19 protein-coding genes and 1 pseudogene are annotated in these 17,184 nt (G+C 64.0%); 12 read left to right on the forward strand and 8 right to left on the reverse strand.

Going from position 1 to position 17,184, the window contains the following annotated elements:
* Positions 1-202 precede the first annotated feature (202 nt).
* Entirely contained in the window at positions 203-1,231 is a 1,029-nt protein-coding gene (locus J8I33_RS03450) for a DUF1338 domain-containing protein (protein WP_050017280.1), read from the forward strand.
* Positions 1,232-1,470: 239 nt separating this feature from the next.
* Here J8I33_RS03450 and J8I33_RS03455 read toward each other — a convergent pair whose 3' ends face one another.
* The 3 genes from J8I33_RS03455 to J8I33_RS03465 all read right to left on the reverse strand — a co-directional run bounded on the left by J8I33_RS03455 (position 1,471) and on the right by J8I33_RS03465 (position 2,314).
* Entirely contained in the window at positions 1,471-1,668 is a 198-nt protein-coding gene (locus J8I33_RS03455; protein ID WP_050017279.1) for a CsbD family protein, read from the reverse strand.
* A 56-nt stretch (positions 1,669-1,724) separates the two neighbouring features.
* On the reverse strand, positions 1,725-2,075 hold the full coding sequence (locus J8I33_RS03460; RefSeq protein ID WP_050017278.1) for a BON domain-containing protein: 351 nt from the start codon (positions 2,073-2,075) through the stop codon (positions 1,725-1,727).
* A gap of 74 nt (positions 2,076-2,149) precedes the next feature.
* Positions 2,150-2,314 carry a hypothetical protein gene (locus J8I33_RS03465; protein WP_162838130.1) on the reverse strand — a complete coding sequence of 55 codons (165 nt, stop codon included), beginning with the start codon at positions 2,312-2,314 and terminating at the stop codon, positions 2,150-2,152.
* A gap of 392 nt (positions 2,315-2,706) precedes the next feature.
* Between J8I33_RS03465 and J8I33_RS03470 the strand changes: the two genes are divergently transcribed.
* From J8I33_RS03470 to J8I33_RS03485, 4 genes are all read left to right on the forward strand, one after another.
* On the forward strand, positions 2,707-4,245 hold the full coding sequence (locus J8I33_RS03470) for a helix-turn-helix transcriptional regulator (RefSeq protein ID WP_050017277.1): 1,539 nt from the start codon (positions 2,707-2,709) through the stop codon (positions 4,243-4,245).
* Positions 4,246-4,386: 141 nt separating this feature from the next.
* Positions 4,387-4,578 carry a CsbD family protein gene (locus tag J8I33_RS03475; RefSeq protein WP_050017276.1) on the forward strand — a complete coding sequence of 64 codons (192 nt, stop codon included), beginning with the start codon at positions 4,387-4,389 and terminating at the stop codon, positions 4,576-4,578.
* 414 nt (positions 4,579-4,992) lie between these two features.
* On the forward strand, positions 4,993-6,144 hold the full coding sequence (locus J8I33_RS03480; protein WP_209933173.1) for a branched-chain amino acid ABC transporter substrate-binding protein: 1,152 nt from the start codon (positions 4,993-4,995) through the stop codon (positions 6,142-6,144).
* 153 nt (positions 6,145-6,297) lie between these two features.
* On the forward strand, positions 6,298-7,470 hold the full coding sequence (locus J8I33_RS03485; RefSeq protein WP_050017274.1) for an FAD-binding oxidoreductase: 1,173 nt from the start codon (positions 6,298-6,300) through the stop codon (positions 7,468-7,470).
* Between the two features lie 100 nt (positions 7,471-7,570).
* Here the strand turns inward: J8I33_RS03485 and J8I33_RS03490 are convergent, their stop codons facing one another.
* Complete coding sequence (locus tag J8I33_RS03490; protein WP_209933177.1) at positions 7,571-8,752, reverse strand: serine hydrolase domain-containing protein; 1,182 nt, start codon at positions 8,750-8,752, stop codon at positions 7,571-7,573.
* A 277-nt stretch (positions 8,753-9,029) separates the two neighbouring features.
* Here J8I33_RS03490 and J8I33_RS03495 point away from each other — a divergent pair, with 277 nt between their 5' ends.
* The 4 genes from J8I33_RS03495 (at position 9,030) to J8I33_RS03510 (ending at position 11,964) form a co-directional block, all read left to right on the forward strand.
* Positions 9,030-10,157, forward strand: coding sequence for an aminotransferase class V-fold PLP-dependent enzyme (locus J8I33_RS03495; RefSeq protein WP_209933180.1), 1,128 nt, complete (start codon positions 9,030-9,032; stop codon positions 10,155-10,157).
* Between the two features lie 96 nt (positions 10,158-10,253).
* Entirely contained in the window at positions 10,254-10,823 is a 570-nt protein-coding gene (locus J8I33_RS03500; protein ID WP_209933182.1) for a YdeI/OmpD-associated family protein, read from the forward strand.
* 94 nt (positions 10,824-10,917) lie between these two features.
* Entirely contained in the window at positions 10,918-11,352 is a 435-nt protein-coding gene (locus J8I33_RS03505) for a lysozyme inhibitor LprI family protein (RefSeq protein ID WP_245171424.1), read from the forward strand.
* A gap of 105 nt (positions 11,353-11,457) precedes the next feature.
* The gene (locus tag J8I33_RS03510) at positions 11,458-11,964 is read left to right on the forward strand and encodes a GNAT family N-acetyltransferase (protein WP_209933184.1); all 507 of its coding nucleotides are present in this window, start codon (positions 11,458-11,460) and stop codon (positions 11,962-11,964) included.
* A gap of 119 nt (positions 11,965-12,083) precedes the next feature.
* Here the strand turns inward: J8I33_RS03510 and J8I33_RS03515 are convergent, their stop codons facing one another.
* Complete coding sequence (locus J8I33_RS03515) at positions 12,084-12,659, reverse strand: TetR/AcrR family transcriptional regulator (protein WP_209933186.1); 576 nt, start codon at positions 12,657-12,659, stop codon at positions 12,084-12,086.
* Positions 12,660-12,805: 146 nt separating this feature from the next.
* On the opposite strand from J8I33_RS03515, the gene J8I33_RS03520 reads away from it, so the two are divergent.
* Positions 12,806-13,498 carry a glutathione S-transferase gene (locus J8I33_RS03520; RefSeq protein WP_209933188.1) on the forward strand — a complete coding sequence of 231 codons (693 nt, stop codon included), beginning with the start codon at positions 12,806-12,808 and terminating at the stop codon, positions 13,496-13,498.
* 123 nt (positions 13,499-13,621) lie between these two features.
* Positions 13,622-14,056 (forward strand): hypothetical protein, encoded by a 435-nt coding sequence (locus J8I33_RS34390; RefSeq protein WP_245171426.1) that lies wholly within the window; start codon positions 13,622-13,624, stop codon positions 14,054-14,056.
* Between the two features lie 870 nt (positions 14,057-14,926).
* Here J8I33_RS34390 and J8I33_RS03530 read toward each other — a convergent pair.
* The 3 genes from J8I33_RS03530 to J8I33_RS03540 form a co-directional block, all read right to left on the reverse strand.
* On the reverse strand, positions 14,927-15,406 hold the full coding sequence (locus J8I33_RS03530) for a DUF1348 family protein (protein WP_209924784.1): 480 nt from the start codon (positions 15,404-15,406) through the stop codon (positions 14,927-14,929).
* Positions 15,407-15,551: 145 nt separating this feature from the next.
* Entirely contained in the window at positions 15,552-16,022 is a 471-nt protein-coding gene (gene cynS, locus J8I33_RS03535) for a cyanase (RefSeq protein ID WP_124657387.1), read from the reverse strand.
* Between the two features lie 61 nt (positions 16,023-16,083).
* Complete coding sequence (locus J8I33_RS03540; RefSeq protein ID WP_209924570.1) at positions 16,084-16,743, reverse strand: carbonic anhydrase; 660 nt, start codon at positions 16,741-16,743, stop codon at positions 16,084-16,086.
* Positions 16,744-16,895: 152 nt separating this feature from the next.
* Between J8I33_RS03540 and J8I33_RS03545 the strand changes: the two are divergent.
* Positions 16,896-17,155, forward strand: a pseudogene (locus J8I33_RS03545) (LysR family transcriptional regulator); the annotation flags it as partial.
* Positions 17,156-17,184: the final 29 nt, after the last annotated feature.

Here is a 17,184-nt window from a genome sequence, read left to right on the forward strand (position 1 = left end):
CGCACCTGCCCGGTGCGGGCCGGCGGGCGGAGCTGGGAGCGGCCAATAATTCCAAAAACTCATCACATATCAATTTAATCTCGCTTTACGCCCGGCTGCAACCCTTTGAATAATGCTCCCCACGCAAGGTCAGGCGCTCGTGGGGCGGCCGGCCGACGAGTTGCCGGCACGATTGCCGGCGGTCCCCGACACGAGAATCCCGATGCGCAATCCGAATATCGACAGCCTGCTGACGAAGCTGCTGGGACAGGCGAAGACCGACGCCCTGTTCTCCACCCTGAACATGCCGGCCATCCTCGAGGAATGGGAAGACGGCGTCGTGACGCGCGCGGAAATCGCGCAGGCGATGAACATGGCGCTGTTCGAAGGGCTGCTCGAGCGTTCGGCGAACGGCCGCGCGTACACGGCCGACGCGGTCGAAAGCGGCGGCTCGGTCTATTTCGACCACGGCGCGTTGCGCACGGTGCGCTGGCCGCACACGGGCGCGCTGCCGCCGGGCGAGGCCGCGTTCACGCGCATCCTGCGGCCGCTCGGCTTTCGCCTGAACGGCCGTTACCCGCTCGACAAGCTCGGCATGACCGGCCGCGCGTATGCGCATGAGGACGCGCCGGACGAAATCGCGCAGTTCTTCGTCAGCGAACTGCATCCGGAGCGCTTCTCGAAGGAATTCCAGCAGGCCGTGACGAACGTCGTCGGCTCGTCGCGCGATCCGCTGTCGCCGGCGGCCGTCGCGCTGCTGTGGGAAGTCGAGCGCGAAGGCTGGCTGTCGCTGGAAGCCGCGCATGCGCTGCTGCCGGAGATCGTCGGCGCGTTCGCGCGTCAGCACGACGTGCCGAACGAACTCGACTACGAGACGCTGCTGATGGAATCGGCGGAAATGGCGTGGATCGCGACCGAGGGCAATGCGTTCAATCACGCGACCGACCGCGTCGCCGACGTGTTCAAGCTGTCCGACGACGAGAAGGCGAAGGGCCGGCCGATGAAGCCGGAAGTCGAACGCTCGCGCTCGGGCCGCGTGTTCCAGACGGCCTATCGCGCGGATACGGTCGAGCGCGAGTTCCGTACCCGCGACGGCGGCACGGTCAAGCGCAACGTGCCGGGATCGTTCTACGAGTTCATCACGCGCAAGCGCACGTTCGACCAGGCGGCGCGTCGCTGGGTGACCGACCTGCGCTTCGACGCGGGCAACGCGCAAGGCATCTTCAAGATGACGGCAAACGCGGCGAAGTAAGCGCGACGCATCGCATACAGCATGCGAAAGCAGACGGGCCGGCGGCTGGTGTCAGCCGTCGGCCCGTTTTCGTCGACGGGGCGTCACGTGCATCAGAAGAGGTGCGTGACCAGATAAAACAGCACCAGCAGCCCGATCGGTACACCGAGCAGCCATGCGATCAGATATTTGCCCATGTCGTTGTCCTCCGCGTGGCCGCGACGCGGTGCGCGTCGCGGCGGGGTGAGACGACTGGCGCGTTACAGCTCGCGGTCGAATTCCTTCAACTGCCTCTCGGCTTCGTCGCGGGCGATCCCGTAACGCTCCTGGATCTTCCCGGCCAGATAATCGCGATTGCCTTCCGCGACCTGGAGATCGTCGTCGGTCAGCTTGCCCCACTTGGCCTTCAGCTTGCCGGTGAGCTGTTTCCACTGACCCTTGATCTTGTCTTCGTTCATGGTGTGCTCCTTGTGTACGGGGAGAAAAGTGCGGCGGTCGGCCGCCGCGTGGTAGCTCAGCCCTTCGCCTTCAGGCCGGATGCGTCGACGTGCTTCACGCCCTTGACCGCGCGCGTCACGGCGACGGCCTTCTTCACGGCGGTCTTGGTCGGCAGCACGCCCGTGAGCGTGACGACGCCGTCGACCGTCTTCACGCTGACGTCAGTGCTTTCCACGCCCTTGGTGGTGGCGAGTTCACCCTTCACCTTGGTCGTGATCCATGTGTCGGTGACAGGCTGGTTCGATTCGGTCGCCATGCCGCTGTCGGTCGACGAGGCTTGGGCGTGCGCGTTCGTGAGCGGGGCAGCGGAAAGCAGGAAAGCCGCGCTGACGGCGAGCAGCGTCGAAAGGTGCGAGGTCTTGTTCATTGATGTTCTCCTTCGATTGGCGGGTTGAATCAGTTGCTGCGGGAGCACGGATCGTTCCCGTGCACTTCGGCGCGTTAGCGGGCGATCGGCGTGTCGTAGCCGGGCTCGCGCGGCGGCATGTCCGGGCGCGGCACGTCGGGCGGCAGCGGCACCGGCGGATCGGTGCCGGGCGCCGGCTCGGGCGGGTGATCCGGGGCCGGCTCGGGCCGCGTCGGATCGGGTGTCTGTTGCAATTTCATCCGGTGTCCTCCTCTGCGGTATGAAAGGGCGGCGCCTGAGCGCCGATGCAGTACCAGCGTACCGACGCGAACGCGAGCGGACATCGCGCAAATTCACCTGATCGGCTAGTGCGTTTGCACTGGGGACGGAACGGACGGGCGGGCACGCGACGTGCACCATGACCTGGGCAATGCTGCGTGACGGGCGCGCGGGCTGCGCTGCGCCATTGGGCGGGGCGCCGCACGAAACGCGGGCGGCGTGCGAATGTACTATTCGAGATAGTGCATCCGCGCCTGTCGCGCCGTTGCGCCGCACGTGATCATCGCCGCACCCGCCGGCCGGCGCGTGACGCTGCAACGGGTGCCCGGCCGCACTGTTGACGCTCATGTTTGACGACAGGGACAACGAATCGATGAACGAACCAGTAGACGAACAGGTGCTCAAGTCGCATACCGACCGGCGCCAGCTGCACCAGATCATCGCGGGACTCACCGAGGGCGTGATCCTGATCGAGCCCGACCAGCGGATCGTCTGGGCGAACGAGGCCGCGCTCGCGATGCATGGCGTGACCGAGCTGAAGGCGCTCGGCGCGAACGTCACCGAATACCGCGAGCGGTTCCGGCTGCGCTACCGGAACAACCATCCGGTGCGCGACGGCCACTATCCGATGGACCGCGTGATCGCCGGCGAGGAGTTCAGCGACGTGACGGTCGAGGTCGAATCGGCCGCCGACGAGTCGGTGAGCTGGGTTCACCGCATCCGCAGCCTCGTGCTGACGAACGCGGCCGGCGCACCCGACTGCCTCGCGCTCGTGCTGCACGACGCGACCGAATGGGCGAGTGCCGAGGAGCGCTTCGAGCGCACTTTCAACGCGAATCCGGCGCCGGCCGTGATCTGCCGGCTCGACGACCTGCGCTACGTGAAGGTCAACCAGGGCTTCCTCGACATGACGGGCCACGCACGCGACGACGTGCTCGGCCGCTCGGTATACGAGGTCGACGTGCTCGAACAGGCCGAGCGGCGCGAGCTGGCGATCGAGCGGCTCGGCGAAGGCGCGACGATCCCGCAGATGGAAGCCGTGCTGAAACTCGCCGACGGCAGCACCAAGGCGGTGGTCGTCGCCGGGCAGCCGATCGACATGAACGGCGAGGCGTGCATGCTGTTCACGTTCATGGATCTCGAGCCGCGCAAGCAGGCCGAGCGCGCGCTGATGCAAAGCGAGGAACGCTTCGCGACCGCCTTCCGGATGGCGCCGGTCGCGATGGCGATCGTCACGGCTGACGGTTTCGAGCTGCTCGACGTGAACGACGCGTTTGCCGCGATGACGGGCCACGCGCAGCCCGACCTGCTCGGCAAATCCGCGGACGAGATCGGGCTGTGGGCCGAACGCGGCGTATGGCCGCGCATCGAAGGCCGGCTCGTGCGCGACGGCAACGTGCGCAACGCGGACGTGCAGATCCGCACGCGCGACGGCGACGTCCGCGATTGCGTCGTGTCGGCCGACCCCGTCGCGATTCACGGGCGCGACTGCCTGCTCGTCGCGCTGCTCGACATCAGCGACCGCAAGCGCACCGAGATGGAGCTCGTCTATGCGATCGAGACCGCGATGCAGGATGCGTCGTGGTTCAGCCGCACGCTGATCGAGAAGCTCGCGAACGTGCGGCGCGCGAATGCGCCGGATGCGGGCGCGCAGTTGTCCGACCTGACCGCGCGCGAGCGCGACGTGTTCGACCTGCTGTGCCATGGCCTCGCCGACAAGGAGATCGCCGGTCGTCTCGGGCTGGCGCCGAACACCGTGCGCAATCACGTCGCGACGATCTACGCGAAGCTCGACGTGCACAGCCGCGCCGAGGCGATCGTCTGGGCGCGCGAGCGCGGGATCGTCGGTGCGGCCGCGGCCGAAACGAACGGCGCGCGTGGCGACAAGGGCGGCGCGAAGGACAAGGACTGACGGCGTTCGGTGCGAATGCACCATGCGCACTGGTGCATCCGCATCTGCCGCGCGCGGCGCCCGCTTGCGATCCTGTCCGCTCGGCGGTGCCGCGCAGGCCGCTGCATTGCCGGCTTTCCTCAACCATCGCAGGAGAAGACCATGGACAGGAATCGCATCGAAGGCAAGCTCAAGCAGGTCAAGGGTTCGGTCAAGGAAGCACTGGGCAAGGTGACGGGCGACCGCGAGACCGAAGCGGAAGGCGTCGCCGAACAGCAGGCCGGCAAGCTTCAGGAGAAGGCCGGCGAGGCGGCCGATGCGGTGCGCCACCACACGGGCACCGACCGGCACTGACCGATGATGCGGCGCGGGCTGTCGGCGTCGCGAAGGCCGGACGGCGTCGCCACGATGATGCGTTGCCGGCATGACCGCGCCGGCCTTTACCCGGCGACGCGACCGCCATTTCCCCTCGGAACACCTCCGTCCACGGCCCGCCGTCGTACGGGCCGCGGATCGGCCATGAATCCGGAACTTGATGACAAATCCTCACAACGTAGTTCCGATATTTCGTTTGCTGCACGGGTATTGGCTACCCACAATCCATTCACCTCTTTCGCGATGAAAGGTTCTTCGGAGACGGAATCGCGGTGATCGGCGCACCGGTCGCGCGCATTGCGCGTCGGCAGCGCAAGACATCATCGGCGCGCAGGAGGTTGCCGACGCGCGCCGATCGCGCGTTGCATCCCGACTCTCACAAGAAGGACTGCCATGACGTTCCGCATTCGTTCGCTTTCCGGCGTCGCCCTGACCGTCGTGCTTCTCGCGTTTCAGACGGGCGCGGCCCATGCGCAGGAGACGATCGTCAAGGTCGGCGTGGCCGGCCCGCTGACGGGCGGCGGCGCCGCTTACGGCAAGGACATCGAGAACGGCGTGCGGATGGCGGTGGACGAAGCGAATGCCGCGCACACGATCGTCGGCGGCAAGCCGGTGAAGTTCGTGATCGCGTCGCAGGACGACCAGAGCGATCCGCGCACCGGCGTGCAGGCCGCGCAGCAGCTCGCCGACGCGCAGGTGGCCGTCGTGATCGGCCACTTCAATTCGGGCACGACGCTGCCCGCGTCGAAGATCTACGCGAAGGCCGGCATTCCGATGATCACGCCGTCGGCGACCAATCCCGACATCACGCGCACCGGGCTCGATACCGTGTACCGCGTGATCGCGACCGACACGCAGAATGCCGGCAATGCCGGTACGTATGCCGCGAGCGTGACGAAAGCGAAACGAATCGCGATCATCGACGATCGCACCGCGTTCGGCCAGGGCGAGGCCGACGAATTCGAGAAGGCCGTGAAGGCGAACGGCGGCACGATCGTCGCGCGCGAATTCACGAACGACAAGGCCGTCGACTTCAGCGCGCAGCTCACGAAGATCAAGAGCGCCAACGCCGATCTCGTGTTCTTCGGCGGCCTCGACGCGCAGGCCGCGATGCTCGTGAAGCGCATGCGCCAGCTTGGCATCCGCGCGCAGTTCCTCGCGGGCGGCGGCGTGATGAATGCGAACTTCATCAAGCTCGCCGGCAATGCGGCCGAAGGCGCATCGGTGTGGGAGTACGGGCAGCCGCTGTCGCGTCTCGCGAAAGGCAAGCTGTTCGAGACGAAATTCAAGCAGAAGTACGGCGTCGACATGCTCGCGTATGCGCCGTTCGCGTACGACGCGACGTGGATCGCGATCAACGCGATGCAGAAGGCGAACTCGACGAAGCCGGCCGATTTCAATGGCGCGCTCAAGGGCACGCGCTACGACGGCATCACCGGCACGATCGCGTTCACGAGCACGGGCGACCTGAAGAACCCGAGCTCGACGCTGTACGAAGTGAAGAACGCCGCGTGGCAGCCCGTCACGACCAAATCGGCGGACTGAAGGCAACCCGCGCGGGCGGGCTTTCGCGGCGATGCAGGACGTGCTGAAATAGCCGCAGCGATCGTCCACGAAGCCTGCCCGCGCGACGCCGCGTGCGACGCGGCATGAATCACCCACAGGCCCTGAGCCTTTTACGTGCAACCGGAGTCAGTCGTGAGTTCTCAAGTCGTCATCGTCGGCGGTGGTGTGATCGGCAGCTCGATCGCTTATTTCCTGCGCGCCACCGATCCCACGGTCGCCGTGACCGTCATCGAACGCGACCCCACCTATGCCAAATCGTCGTCGGCATTGTCTGCCGCGTCGATTCGCCAGCAGTTCTCGACGCCGCTGTCGATCGAGATGTCGCTGTTCGGCATCGACTTCCTGCGCACGATCGGCGAGCGGCTCGAAGTGGACGGCAATCGGCCGTCGATCGATCTGCACGAAGGCGGCTACCTGTTTCTCGCGACGCCGGCCGGCGACGCGACGCTGCGCGAGAACCATGCGCTGCAGACGCGCCTCGGCGCCGATATCCGGCTGATGGATCGCGATGCGCTGCGTGCGAAGTTTCCGTGGCTGAACGTCGACGATCTCGTGTCGGGCGCGTATGGCGTGAGCGGTGAAGGCTGGTTCGACGGCTACGGGCTCGTGCAGGCGCTGCGCAAGAAGGCGCAGGCGCTCGGCGCGCGCTACGTGCCGGCCGACGTGAAGGACGTGGTGCGCGACGGCCGCAGGATCACGCATGTCGTGACGGGCGACGGCGAGCGCTACGCGTGCGACACGCTCGTCAACGCGGCCGGTGCCTGGACGCGCACGCTGTCGTCGATGATGGGCATCGATATTCCGGTGTATGCGCGACGGCGCAGCATCTTCAACGTATCGTCGCCGGCGAAGCTCGCCGATTGCCCGCTGCTGATCGATCCGACCGGCGTGTATTTCCGGCCCGAAGGGCGTACGTATATCTGCGGGACGTCGCCGAGCCCCGATCGCGACCCGGACGACCTGCCGCTCGACGAGGTCGACCACGCGCTGTTCGACGACGTGATCTGGCCGACGCTCGCGCACCGCGTGCCGGAATTCGAGGCGCTGCGCGTCGAGAATTGCTGGTCCGGTTACTACGAGTACAACGTGTTCGATCACAACGCGATCATCGGCTACCACCCCGAGCTCGACAACGTCGTGTTCGCGAACGGCTACAGCGGCCACGGGCTACAGCAAGGGCCGGCGACCGGGCGGGGCGTCAGTGAACTCATTCTGGGCGGGCGTTACGACACGCTCGACCTGTCGTCGCTCGGTTGGGCGCGTGTGCTCGAAAACCGGCCGATCGTCGAAAAGAACGTCGTGTAGTGTAGTGCGGCGTAACCGCCCGGTATGGGGTGGGCGGGATTCTCCTTGTGTCTCAAACCCGTTGGCCCGACGCTGTCGGGCCTTTTTTCGTGTGCACGCGTTAGCCGACGCCGTAGACGGCATCGCGCAGATCGAGCGTGTACTGCCCGTTCATCCCTTCGTAGAGCGTGTTCGTCAGCGACACGACGGTGAGTCCGCGCGCGCGATCGACGAACCACGAATGACCGTAGACGCCGCCCCAGCGCCACGTGCCGACGGATTCCGGCGACGCGGCCGCCTGCGGGTCGCGCAGCACCGAGAAGCCGATCCCGAAGCCCGCGCCCGGCAGGTCCGGCAATTCGAAATCGCCGGTCTGCACGCGTCCCATCTCGTCGACCAGTTCGGCCGGCAGGATCGCGCCGCCACCTGCGCGCAGCGTGTCCAGCACCGTCAGCACGTCGCCGGCGGTGCCGACCATTCCGGCGCCGCCCGACGGGAACGCCTGTGCATTCAGCGCGCGCGACGGCGAGTACGTGACGCCGACGAAGCCCTCCTCGATGGGCACCGTCTCGTTTTCCGCGAGCCGGTGCGGCTGCGGCGTGTCGTTGACGTACGGCGTGGCGAGCCGCGCGGGATCGCGTGCGACGAAGCCCGTGTCGCGTGCGCCGAGCGGGCGCAGCACGAGCGCATCGATCGCGTCGGCGAGCGGCACGCCGCACACAGCCTCGATCAGCGCGCCGATGACGTCGATCGACAGCGAATAGTTCCAATGGGTGCCAGGCGCGAACAGCAGCGGCACGCTCGCGATCCGGCGCAGGTTTTCGGCGAGCGTGATCGATGCGCCGTCGAGCCCGTCGGACACGCCCGCACGCGCATAGGGACCGTTCGCGTCGGTTTCGTTGAAGCGATAGTCAAGGCCGGCGGTATGCACGAGCAACTGGCGCACCGTGATCGTCGGCACGCGGCCATCGGGCAGCGCCGGACGGAATTCCGGCAGCCAGCGCGTGATGTCTTCATCGAGCGACAGCTTGCGTTGCGCGACGAGCGCCATCGCGGCCGCCGAGACGATCGGCTTCGTGACCGACGCGAGCCGGAACTGCGTGTCCTCGCGCATCGGCGTACGCGATTCGCGGTCCGCGAGCCCGGCCGCGCGGCGATAGACGAGTTCGCCGTCGCGAGCGACGAGGACGACCGCGCCGACGAGGCGCTGCGTATCGAGCTGGCGGGACAGGACCGCGTCGATGCGCTCGGCGAGCGCGGGATCGGTTGACGACTGCAGTGACGATGCGGGAGAGGAGGTCATCGTGAATTCCGTCGTGAGGGGGCTGGTCGACATGTTAGGCGGCTGTTGCCGTGCGCGTCGTTAACCCTTACACGGAACAGGGCGATGTGCGCGGCACGGACCGGCGTCGGCGCATACCGAGCCCGGGAGCGGGCAAAAATATGCGCCAATCGGCCGGCGGCGTTCGCTAGAATCGGCTTTCGTCGAGGAAATGACGTATTTGCATGGTGCAGAGCAGTATCGAATCGAAGACGCTGCTTGTCCTGATTCCATCGTTCATCTTTCACCGGAGGCGAGCATGCCAGGTTTACTTCCCGATGTTGACCGCGAGGGGCTCCTCGAATATTCGGTGGTGTACACCGATCGCTCGGTCAACCATATGTCGCAGCGCTTCCAGGGCGTCATGCGCGACATCTCCGCCACGCTGAAGAAAGTCTACAACGCGAAGTCGGTCGCGATCGTGCCGGGCAGCGGGACGTTCGGCATGGAAGCCGTGGCGCGACAGTTCGCGACGAACAAGAAGTGCCTCGTGATCCGCAACGGCTGGTTCAGCTTCCGCTGGTCGCAGATTTTCGACATGGGCAGCATTTCGTCAGAGACCACGGTGCTGAAGGCGCGCCCGGTCGAAGCGGGCAGGCAGGCCGCCTATGCGCCGGCGCCGATCGACGAAGTGGTCGCCGCGATCCACGCCAACAAACCCGATCTCGTGTTCGCGCCGCACGTCGAAACCGCGTCCGGGATCATGTTGCCCGATGCGTACCTGCGCGCGGTGGCCGATGCCGTGCATGCGGTCGGCGGGATGTTCGTGCTGGATTGCATCGCGTCGGGCACCGTGTGGGTCGACATGCAGGCGAGCGGCGTCGATATCCTGATCAGTGCGCCGCAAAAGGGCTGGAGTGCGTCGCCGTGTTGCGCGATGGTGATGTTCAGCCCGCTCGCGCGCGAGCGCATCGATTCGACGACCAGCACCAGCTTCGCGTGCGATCTGCGCAAGTGGCTGCAGATCATGGAAGCGTACGAGGGCGGCGGGTTCGCGTATCACGCGACGATGCCCACCGACAGCCTCGCGACGCTGCGCGACGTGATGAAGGAAACCGACGCATACGGCTTCGACAAGGTGAAGGCGGAACAACTCCAACTCGGCGAGCGCATTCGCGCGCTGCTGACGGAGAAGGGGTTCAGGAGCGTGGCCGCGAAAGGGTTCGAGGCGTCGGGTGTCGTCGTGAGCTACACCGACGATGACGGTATTCGCACCGGGAAGAAGTTTGCCGATGTCGGTTTGCAGATCGCGGCGGGTGTGCCGTTGCAATGCGACGAGCCGGAGGATTTCAAGACGTTCCGGCTCGGGTTGTTCGGGCTCGACAAGCTGCATGATGTCGACGGCGCGGTGAAGCGGTTTGCCGATGCGTTGAACCGGATTGTTTGAGGCGGTTTTGCGGAATCGGGGGCTCCGGTGGCTGCCGCTCGTTCGTTGAGCGGCGGCTTTCGAGTCGTTGAAAACGCAACCATTCAGGATCGTGACATGACCGAAGGCGCTCTGACGTTTGCCAGTCAAGCCGAATGGGAAAGCTGGTTGGGGCAGAACGGCGGCACGTCGACCGGAGCATGGCTGCGGCTCGCGAAAAAAGGTACTGGGCAGCAAACCGTCACCTACCAAGAGGCGTTGGAGAGTGCCCTTTGTTATGGTTGGATCGACGGCCAAAAGAGGGCCGAGAGCGAGCAATACTGGTTACAGCGCTTCACCCCGCGCTCGGCGAAAAGCATCTGGTCCAAACTGAACAAGGACAAGGCCGAAGCGTTGATCGCCGCAGGCAGAATGCGCGCGGCGGGCATGGGAGAGATCGAGAAGGCGAGGAAGGACGGCCGTTGGGCGGCTGCCTATACGTCGGCCAGCAACTCGATCGTGCCGGACGACTTGCAGGCGGCGTTGGATGCCCATCCGAAAGCCGGGAAGTTTTTCGCAACGCTGAACAGCCGTAATCGCTATGCGATCCTGTTTCGGATACAAAATGCCAAGAAGCCGGAAACACGAGCACGGAAAATCGCCGAATTCATCGACATGCTGAAGCGGGGCGAGACTTTTCATCCGTAGAGCGTGGGTTTCCGACGGAGATTTTGTCGAACGCGATCGGCGCGTGAATTGTTCCGATCGCCATATGAATGGGAAAACGGGAATAGGAGCAAGAATGCATATCCGCGCATCGGCGTTCAGCCTTCGTCGCGCGGCGCTGGGCGCCGCCATGGCGCTGACATTGTCGTGGTTCACCGCTGCGCAAGCGCAGAGCTGCGCACCGGATAGCGTAGCTCCCGAGTGCTTGCTGCAGCGTAGTCAAGATGAATTTCAGCAAGCAGACGACGAATTGAACCGCACTTACCAAAAGGTATTGAAGTCGCTGTCTCGGCCACGTGACGAGTACGTCGACTATCCAGCACTCAAGGTGAAATTTGTCGCGGCTCAGCGGCAATGGATCCGTTTTCTCGACGACGAGTGTTCCGCTTGGTATCTGATAAACGAGGCAGGCGCGGATCGTAATCTTGATCTAATGACTTGCGAAATCGACAGAATACGCGATCGTACGCGTCAATTGAACGCGTGGCTCAAGCAAGTGAGCCACGGTTAGCGCAGCGCTAGATAAAGACAGCATGAGTGCCGTGCGCGCGGCTAGCGTCAGGTTGGTTACGTGGTGCGCCGGGATGGTAGCTCGGATATAACGGGGAAACGAACGATGGTGTCGAAAAGCGTCCGCAGAGCGACGGCAGACGATGTCCCGGTGCTGACACAGATCCGGAACGATGCACATGCAAAGAAGGTCGCGCACGGCGACTACGTGTGGGGCAAGGAAGGCGACGGCTTTTCCGAACGGTGGGTACGAAACCACGTCGCCGAGAAGGCCGTGTACGTCGTCGAACAGGATGGCGCGCTGGTCGGAACGTTTTCGCTCGACTTCGACGACGACAGGCACTGGGGGGCCCAACCGCCGACTGCAGGCTACGTGCACGGCCTCTGTGTGCGGCAAGGTTTCAACGGGCTCGGGCTCGGCAGCTTCATGCTGGACTGGTGCGCTCATGAGGTGAGCCGCTTGAACCGGCGTTTGCTTCGGCTCGACTGCGGCGCTGAAAACACGAAGCTCTGCGCTTACTACGAGTCCCTGGGCTTTGTCCGCGTTGGATTGAAAACGGACGGTATTGTCTGGTCTCTTTACGAAAAGCCTGTCAATTCGGCCTGCTGCTGATCGCGGCGGTCCGGCAGCAAACATCGGCGACGAATTCCACGTCAGCCGGGGTCACACGATCGAACATCATGCGTTCGCGAACGTTCGACATCATCTGAAGCCGCGTGACCGTTACCCTGCTACGCCGGCAAAAGGCCCGCTTTACGATAATTGTCGATCAGCGCGTCATAGAGCGAGAGATCGGCGCGACTCCGCGCGATGAGCTGAGCGCCGGCGATGGCGGCGAAGATTGCCCGCGCCCGCGGTTTGCTCTCCCGAGCGCTGACCACCGCCGCCGCGGACAGCACCTTGCTGAGCCACGCCACGTTCACGTCGGCGAAGGCCAGCACTTCTTTCATCACGACTTCCGGCAGATCGTCGGTTTCGGCGGCCATGAAGCTGCACAGGCACAGGCGGTTGCCGGTCTCGAGCGCCTTGCGGAAGGTATCCGGATAGCGACGCAGGCAGTCCAGCGGATCGCGCGATCCGGCCAGCATGTCGTCCAGCGCCGCCGCTGCATCCCCCCAATAACGCCTCGCTACCGCAGCGCCGAGATCGGCCTTGCTGTCGAAGTGGTGGTAGATGCTCGCGGCCTTGATGCCCACCTCGTTGGCGAGATCCCGGTAATTCAAGCCGCCGTAGCCGTGCGTCTGCGCGAGCCTCGTGGCGGCTGCCAGAATTCTTTCTCTCGAGTTCGAGCTCGCGTCGTTCGTCACTGCTTCAGTCTCCGCGCGCGGGAAATGGGTGTTGACACTCCGGATTGTACCTTATATGGTTAACCTAACAAACGTTAGGTAGTTTCGTCGGCGACATGTTTCCGCGTCGTCCGATCCAGTGCAACCGACTACGGAGCGCCCCTGCAATGATTGCCAGTAACGTCGACTTCGACACAGCCCAACTGCCCATGATGAAGATCCACGATTTCCCGACAGGGCCCTATCCGACACGCGTGCGCATCGCGCTGGCCGAAAAGGGGCTGCAATCGCGCGTCCAGTTCGTGATGGTCGATCTTTACAAGGGCGAGCATAAAAAGCCCGAGTTCATCGCCGGCAAGAATTATTCGGGTACGTTGCCGGTGCTTGAACTCGATGATGGCACCTGCATTGCCGAGTGCACGGCCATTACGGAGTACCTCGACACGCTCGATGGCGTACCCGTGCTCACCGGCAGCACGCCACGCGAAAAGGGCATCATCCACATGATGAGCAAGCGCGCCGAGTTGGAACTGCTCGACGCGATCAGCGTCTATTTCCATCACGGCACGCCGGGGCTGGGGCCCGACGTGGAGACGTATCAAAATCCGGAGTGGGGATTCCGTCAACGCGACAAGGCGTTGAGGGGCATGCGCTACTTCGATGCCATGCTGCAACGGCAACCGTATGTTGCGGGCGAGACGTTCTCGATGGCCGACATCACCGTCATCGGTGGTTTGATCTTTGCGATGCTCGTGAAGCTGCCAGTGCCTGAGGAATGCGAAGCGCTTCGAGCCTGGTACGCGAGAATGCTCGCGCGTGAGAGCGTCAGGAACCAGCCGGTGTTTGCGATGCTGGCCTGAGCTGCCCGTGCATCGGTCGATAACGGGCGGATGAGGCGAGCGAACGGATGACCGCGCTACCGCGTCAAGCGGTACAAAACATCGGGACAACCCTCCTCGTTTCTGCTTCCGTCGCTGTACGCAATGGCAACGAACCCCGTGCTGCTCGTAAAACGCAGCAGCATCGTGGTTCATTTGGAACGTATGGAGCTGGAGTGTGCCGTCCGTTTGCGACTTCACCGATTCCAGCAGGGCAGTGCCGATCCCTTGCCGTTTGAATTCAGGGCACACGTACAGTTGCTCGAGCCAGGTCACGCCGTCGGTGACAGCGTGTGCGGCCATGCCGATGATGTGGCCATCGTTCACGGCAACGGTAACGTTGCCCGACGGAACAAGCATGTTGGCAACCCAATCGCGGACGGCCGCTTCGGCGTGCGCGAGTGGCGCATAGGATGCCAGCGTGTCGCGCGACCGAAGATAGACGTCGGCCACCGCCGCGGCATCGGCCATCGTCGCGCGACGCAAGATCAGGGGCATGGTTCGGCCACTCCGAAGTCAGCCAGGAATGCTCGACGATAGCAGCATGGCATCGAACTTCCAAGGTCGTGTGGAATGCTGCTGAAGGGGGCGGCTGAAATCGGCAAGTCCGCGCGATATATCGAGTTTGCAGCACGGACGATTGACGCAGCGTCCGGCCAGAAGTGGCGGGTGGGTGTTTTTCCGTGGACGACCGCTTCAGGCTGGTTGCAATCGGTCGGGCTGGCACGCCCATTACGCCCATTACGCCCATTCGGTCGCTGGAAGGGCGAACAGACGTTGATCGACCGGCCAACGGGGCATTGCTCAGCGCGTTCTTGGCGGTCACACCCAAAATCACGGTGACGTCACGACACTGAACCTTGCAGATGAAGCCCGCGGTGCCTCATCGGTAGCGCACCGAAGCGTGCATAACATGTGCGTCGTGACGTCGACCGGCGTGCTGTTCATGGCCACGCGGAAGGCTTTACCACAACACCATGCACATGATGCCGTTGGCCATCGACCATGATGGACAATTGTTCACCGGCGCCCGTCACTGTCGTGCAGTCGCGCGTAAGATGCGGGCAACCCATCGCCCGGCGTTTCGCCGCCGAGCGAAGGAACGGTCGAAGGCGCGCGCGCGAGCCCGATAGAGAGCGGGAGGTCGATGGCAGGCAGAATAAACAGACACGATCAGCGCTCGAACATCATTGGGAAGATCTACGAACCACGACAATTTCACTCAGCGCGAGCGTGCTCACGGGCCGGTTCAGCGAATCCGCAGGAGGAGCGACGAACGTCACGAATAATTCAACGACGTTCAAGTTGCCGCATCCTGACGGCCCGCCGGCGCACGCCCAACAATCCGTCGTTCTTCGCTACCGAATCGTCGGGCGCTGATCGCTCACCGCGGCTGTAACGATTCGGGCTTCAAAGCCCCAACTCGCTCAGTCCCGGATGATCGTCCGGCCGACGGCCCAGGGGCCAGTGATACTTGCGCGCGGATTCCTTGATCGGCATATCGTTGATGCACGCATAGCGGCGTTGCATCAGGCCATCCTCGCCGAACTCCCAGTTCTCGTTGCCGTAGGAACGGAACCAGTTGCCCGAGTCGTCGTGCCATTCGTAGGCGTAGCGCACGGCAATGCGATTGCCGCCGAACGCCCACAGTTCCTTGATCAGACGATACTCGTGCTCCTTCTTCCACTTGCGCTCGAGGAACGCCTGCGCTTCCGCTCGGTTGTTCGCGAACTCCGCGCGATTGCGCCATTTCGTGTCGAGCGAATAGGCGAGCGCGACCTTGGCGGCATCGCGCGAATTCCAGCCGTCTTCTGCGAGACGGACTTTCTCGATGGCCGTCTCCAGCGTGAACGGCGGAAGCGGCGGACGAACTGCTGCGGGTGAAGTCATTTCGGAACTCCTTGTGGGGGACAGCGCGTTGTTGGTGCTCGACGTGGAGCGCGGCCCCGTCATCGTGCAACCCGAGAGGGCAAGGCCGCCCGAAGCGAGCGCGGCACCGGTGCTCAGTAAGAATTTTCGTCTTTGCATCATGGGTTCAGAACGGCTTGGTCGGCAGATACTTGCCGTTGAGCGTGATGACGGCACGCTCGCCGCCTTCCGGGTCCGGAACCTTCTGGATATCGAGTTTGAAGTTGATCGCGCTGATGATGCCGTCGCCGAATTTCTCGTGAACCAGCGCCTTCAACGTCGAGCCGTACACCTGCACCATTTCATAGAAGCGGTAGACGGTCGGATCGGTCGGCACGCCCCCCGGAATGCTGCCCCGCACGGGAATGGTTTGCAGCAGGCGAACAGCGTCGTCGTCGAGCCCGAGGCGTTCGGCGACGAGCTTCGCCGCATTCTCCGGCAGCGCATGCTGACCGAGCAGCGCGGCTGTCGTGTATGCGAGGCTCAGGCCCGTGCCTTCGTTGATGGCTTCGAACGTGAGGTTCTTGCGCACCTTCGCGTCGACGATCGTTTCCGTCAAAGCTTCGCGTGCGTTCGGTGTGACTTGCGATTGGGTCATGATGTTGCTCCTTGAGTAAATCAACCTGGTGAGATCGGCAGTCGGTGTGACGAGCCGGGAATCAGAGCGCAGCCGCGCACTCGGCGGGCGTCGCGGTGACATCGGGATGCGCGGCGAGCGGCACGAACTGGCGAGTCGCGGCGTCGAGCGCTTCGATCGAGCCGGATTCGATGTCGTAGACCCATCCGTGCAAATTGAGGCGGCCTTGCGCGAGTCCCAGTGCAACGGAGGGATGGGTCTTGAGGTTGTCGAGCTGTGCGATGACGTTCTCGCGCACCATCGAATCGACGCGCTCGCGCTCGCTCGCATGTTCACGCGCCTCGTTGACGAGCTTCGCCGAGTCGGCGTAGCGCAGCCAGTTCGCGACGGCGGGCATGTGGTCGAGGCACTTGCACGTCGCGACGGCCGTCATCGCGCCGCAGTCCGAGTGGCCGCATATCACCACATCCGTCACGCCGAGCGCGGCCACTGCGTATTCGACGGTAGCCGACACACCGCCCGGCTCGGGACCGAACGAAGGCACGATGTTGCCGGCGTTGCGGATTACGAACAGATCCCCCGGTTCACGCTGCGTGACCAGTTCGGGAACCATGCGGCTATCGGAACAGGAAATGAACAGAGTGCGCGGCGTCTGGCTGGTGGCCAGCTTGCGGAACAACTCCCTGCGAGCGGGCATGATGTCCCGTTGAAATTTCAGAAAACCGTCGATGATCTCTTGCATGGTCAGCTCCATTCAGTCTGGCGTTCGTCGCCGCGTCGGTCAGTGCGATGCGTTGAACAGAGAATGGCCCCGTTCCGTCATAGTGTCCAAGACGGGTTTGTGATGCTAACCATAGGAAAGACCAATTGTTGTCGGGCGCGAAGAAATTCGCCGTGCTGTTGCGTGGTATCCGTTACTTCCCGGCCGTCCCGGAACACGGCAATTTCACGTGCGCCGCCGAGGCACTGCACGTTTCGCAGTCCGCGCTGTCGCAGCAGATACGTCGACTGGAAGACACGCTGCGCACTCAGCGGCTAGACCGTTCGGGGCAGAACGTGCAACTCATGGATGCCGGCGCGGCGGGGATCCGCTAAGCGAAATCCGTGCTATGGGATCTGGATGCGGGTGGGCGATACATGACGTCGGCGAACTGAAGGCTCGGCAGACGAGTGATGGCGAATC

Origin of the sequence: Burkholderia sp. AcTa6-5, from assembly GCF_017815075.1 — a bacterium.
Classification (GTDB): domain Bacteria; phylum Pseudomonadota; class Gammaproteobacteria; order Burkholderiales; family Burkholderiaceae; genus Burkholderia; species Burkholderia sola.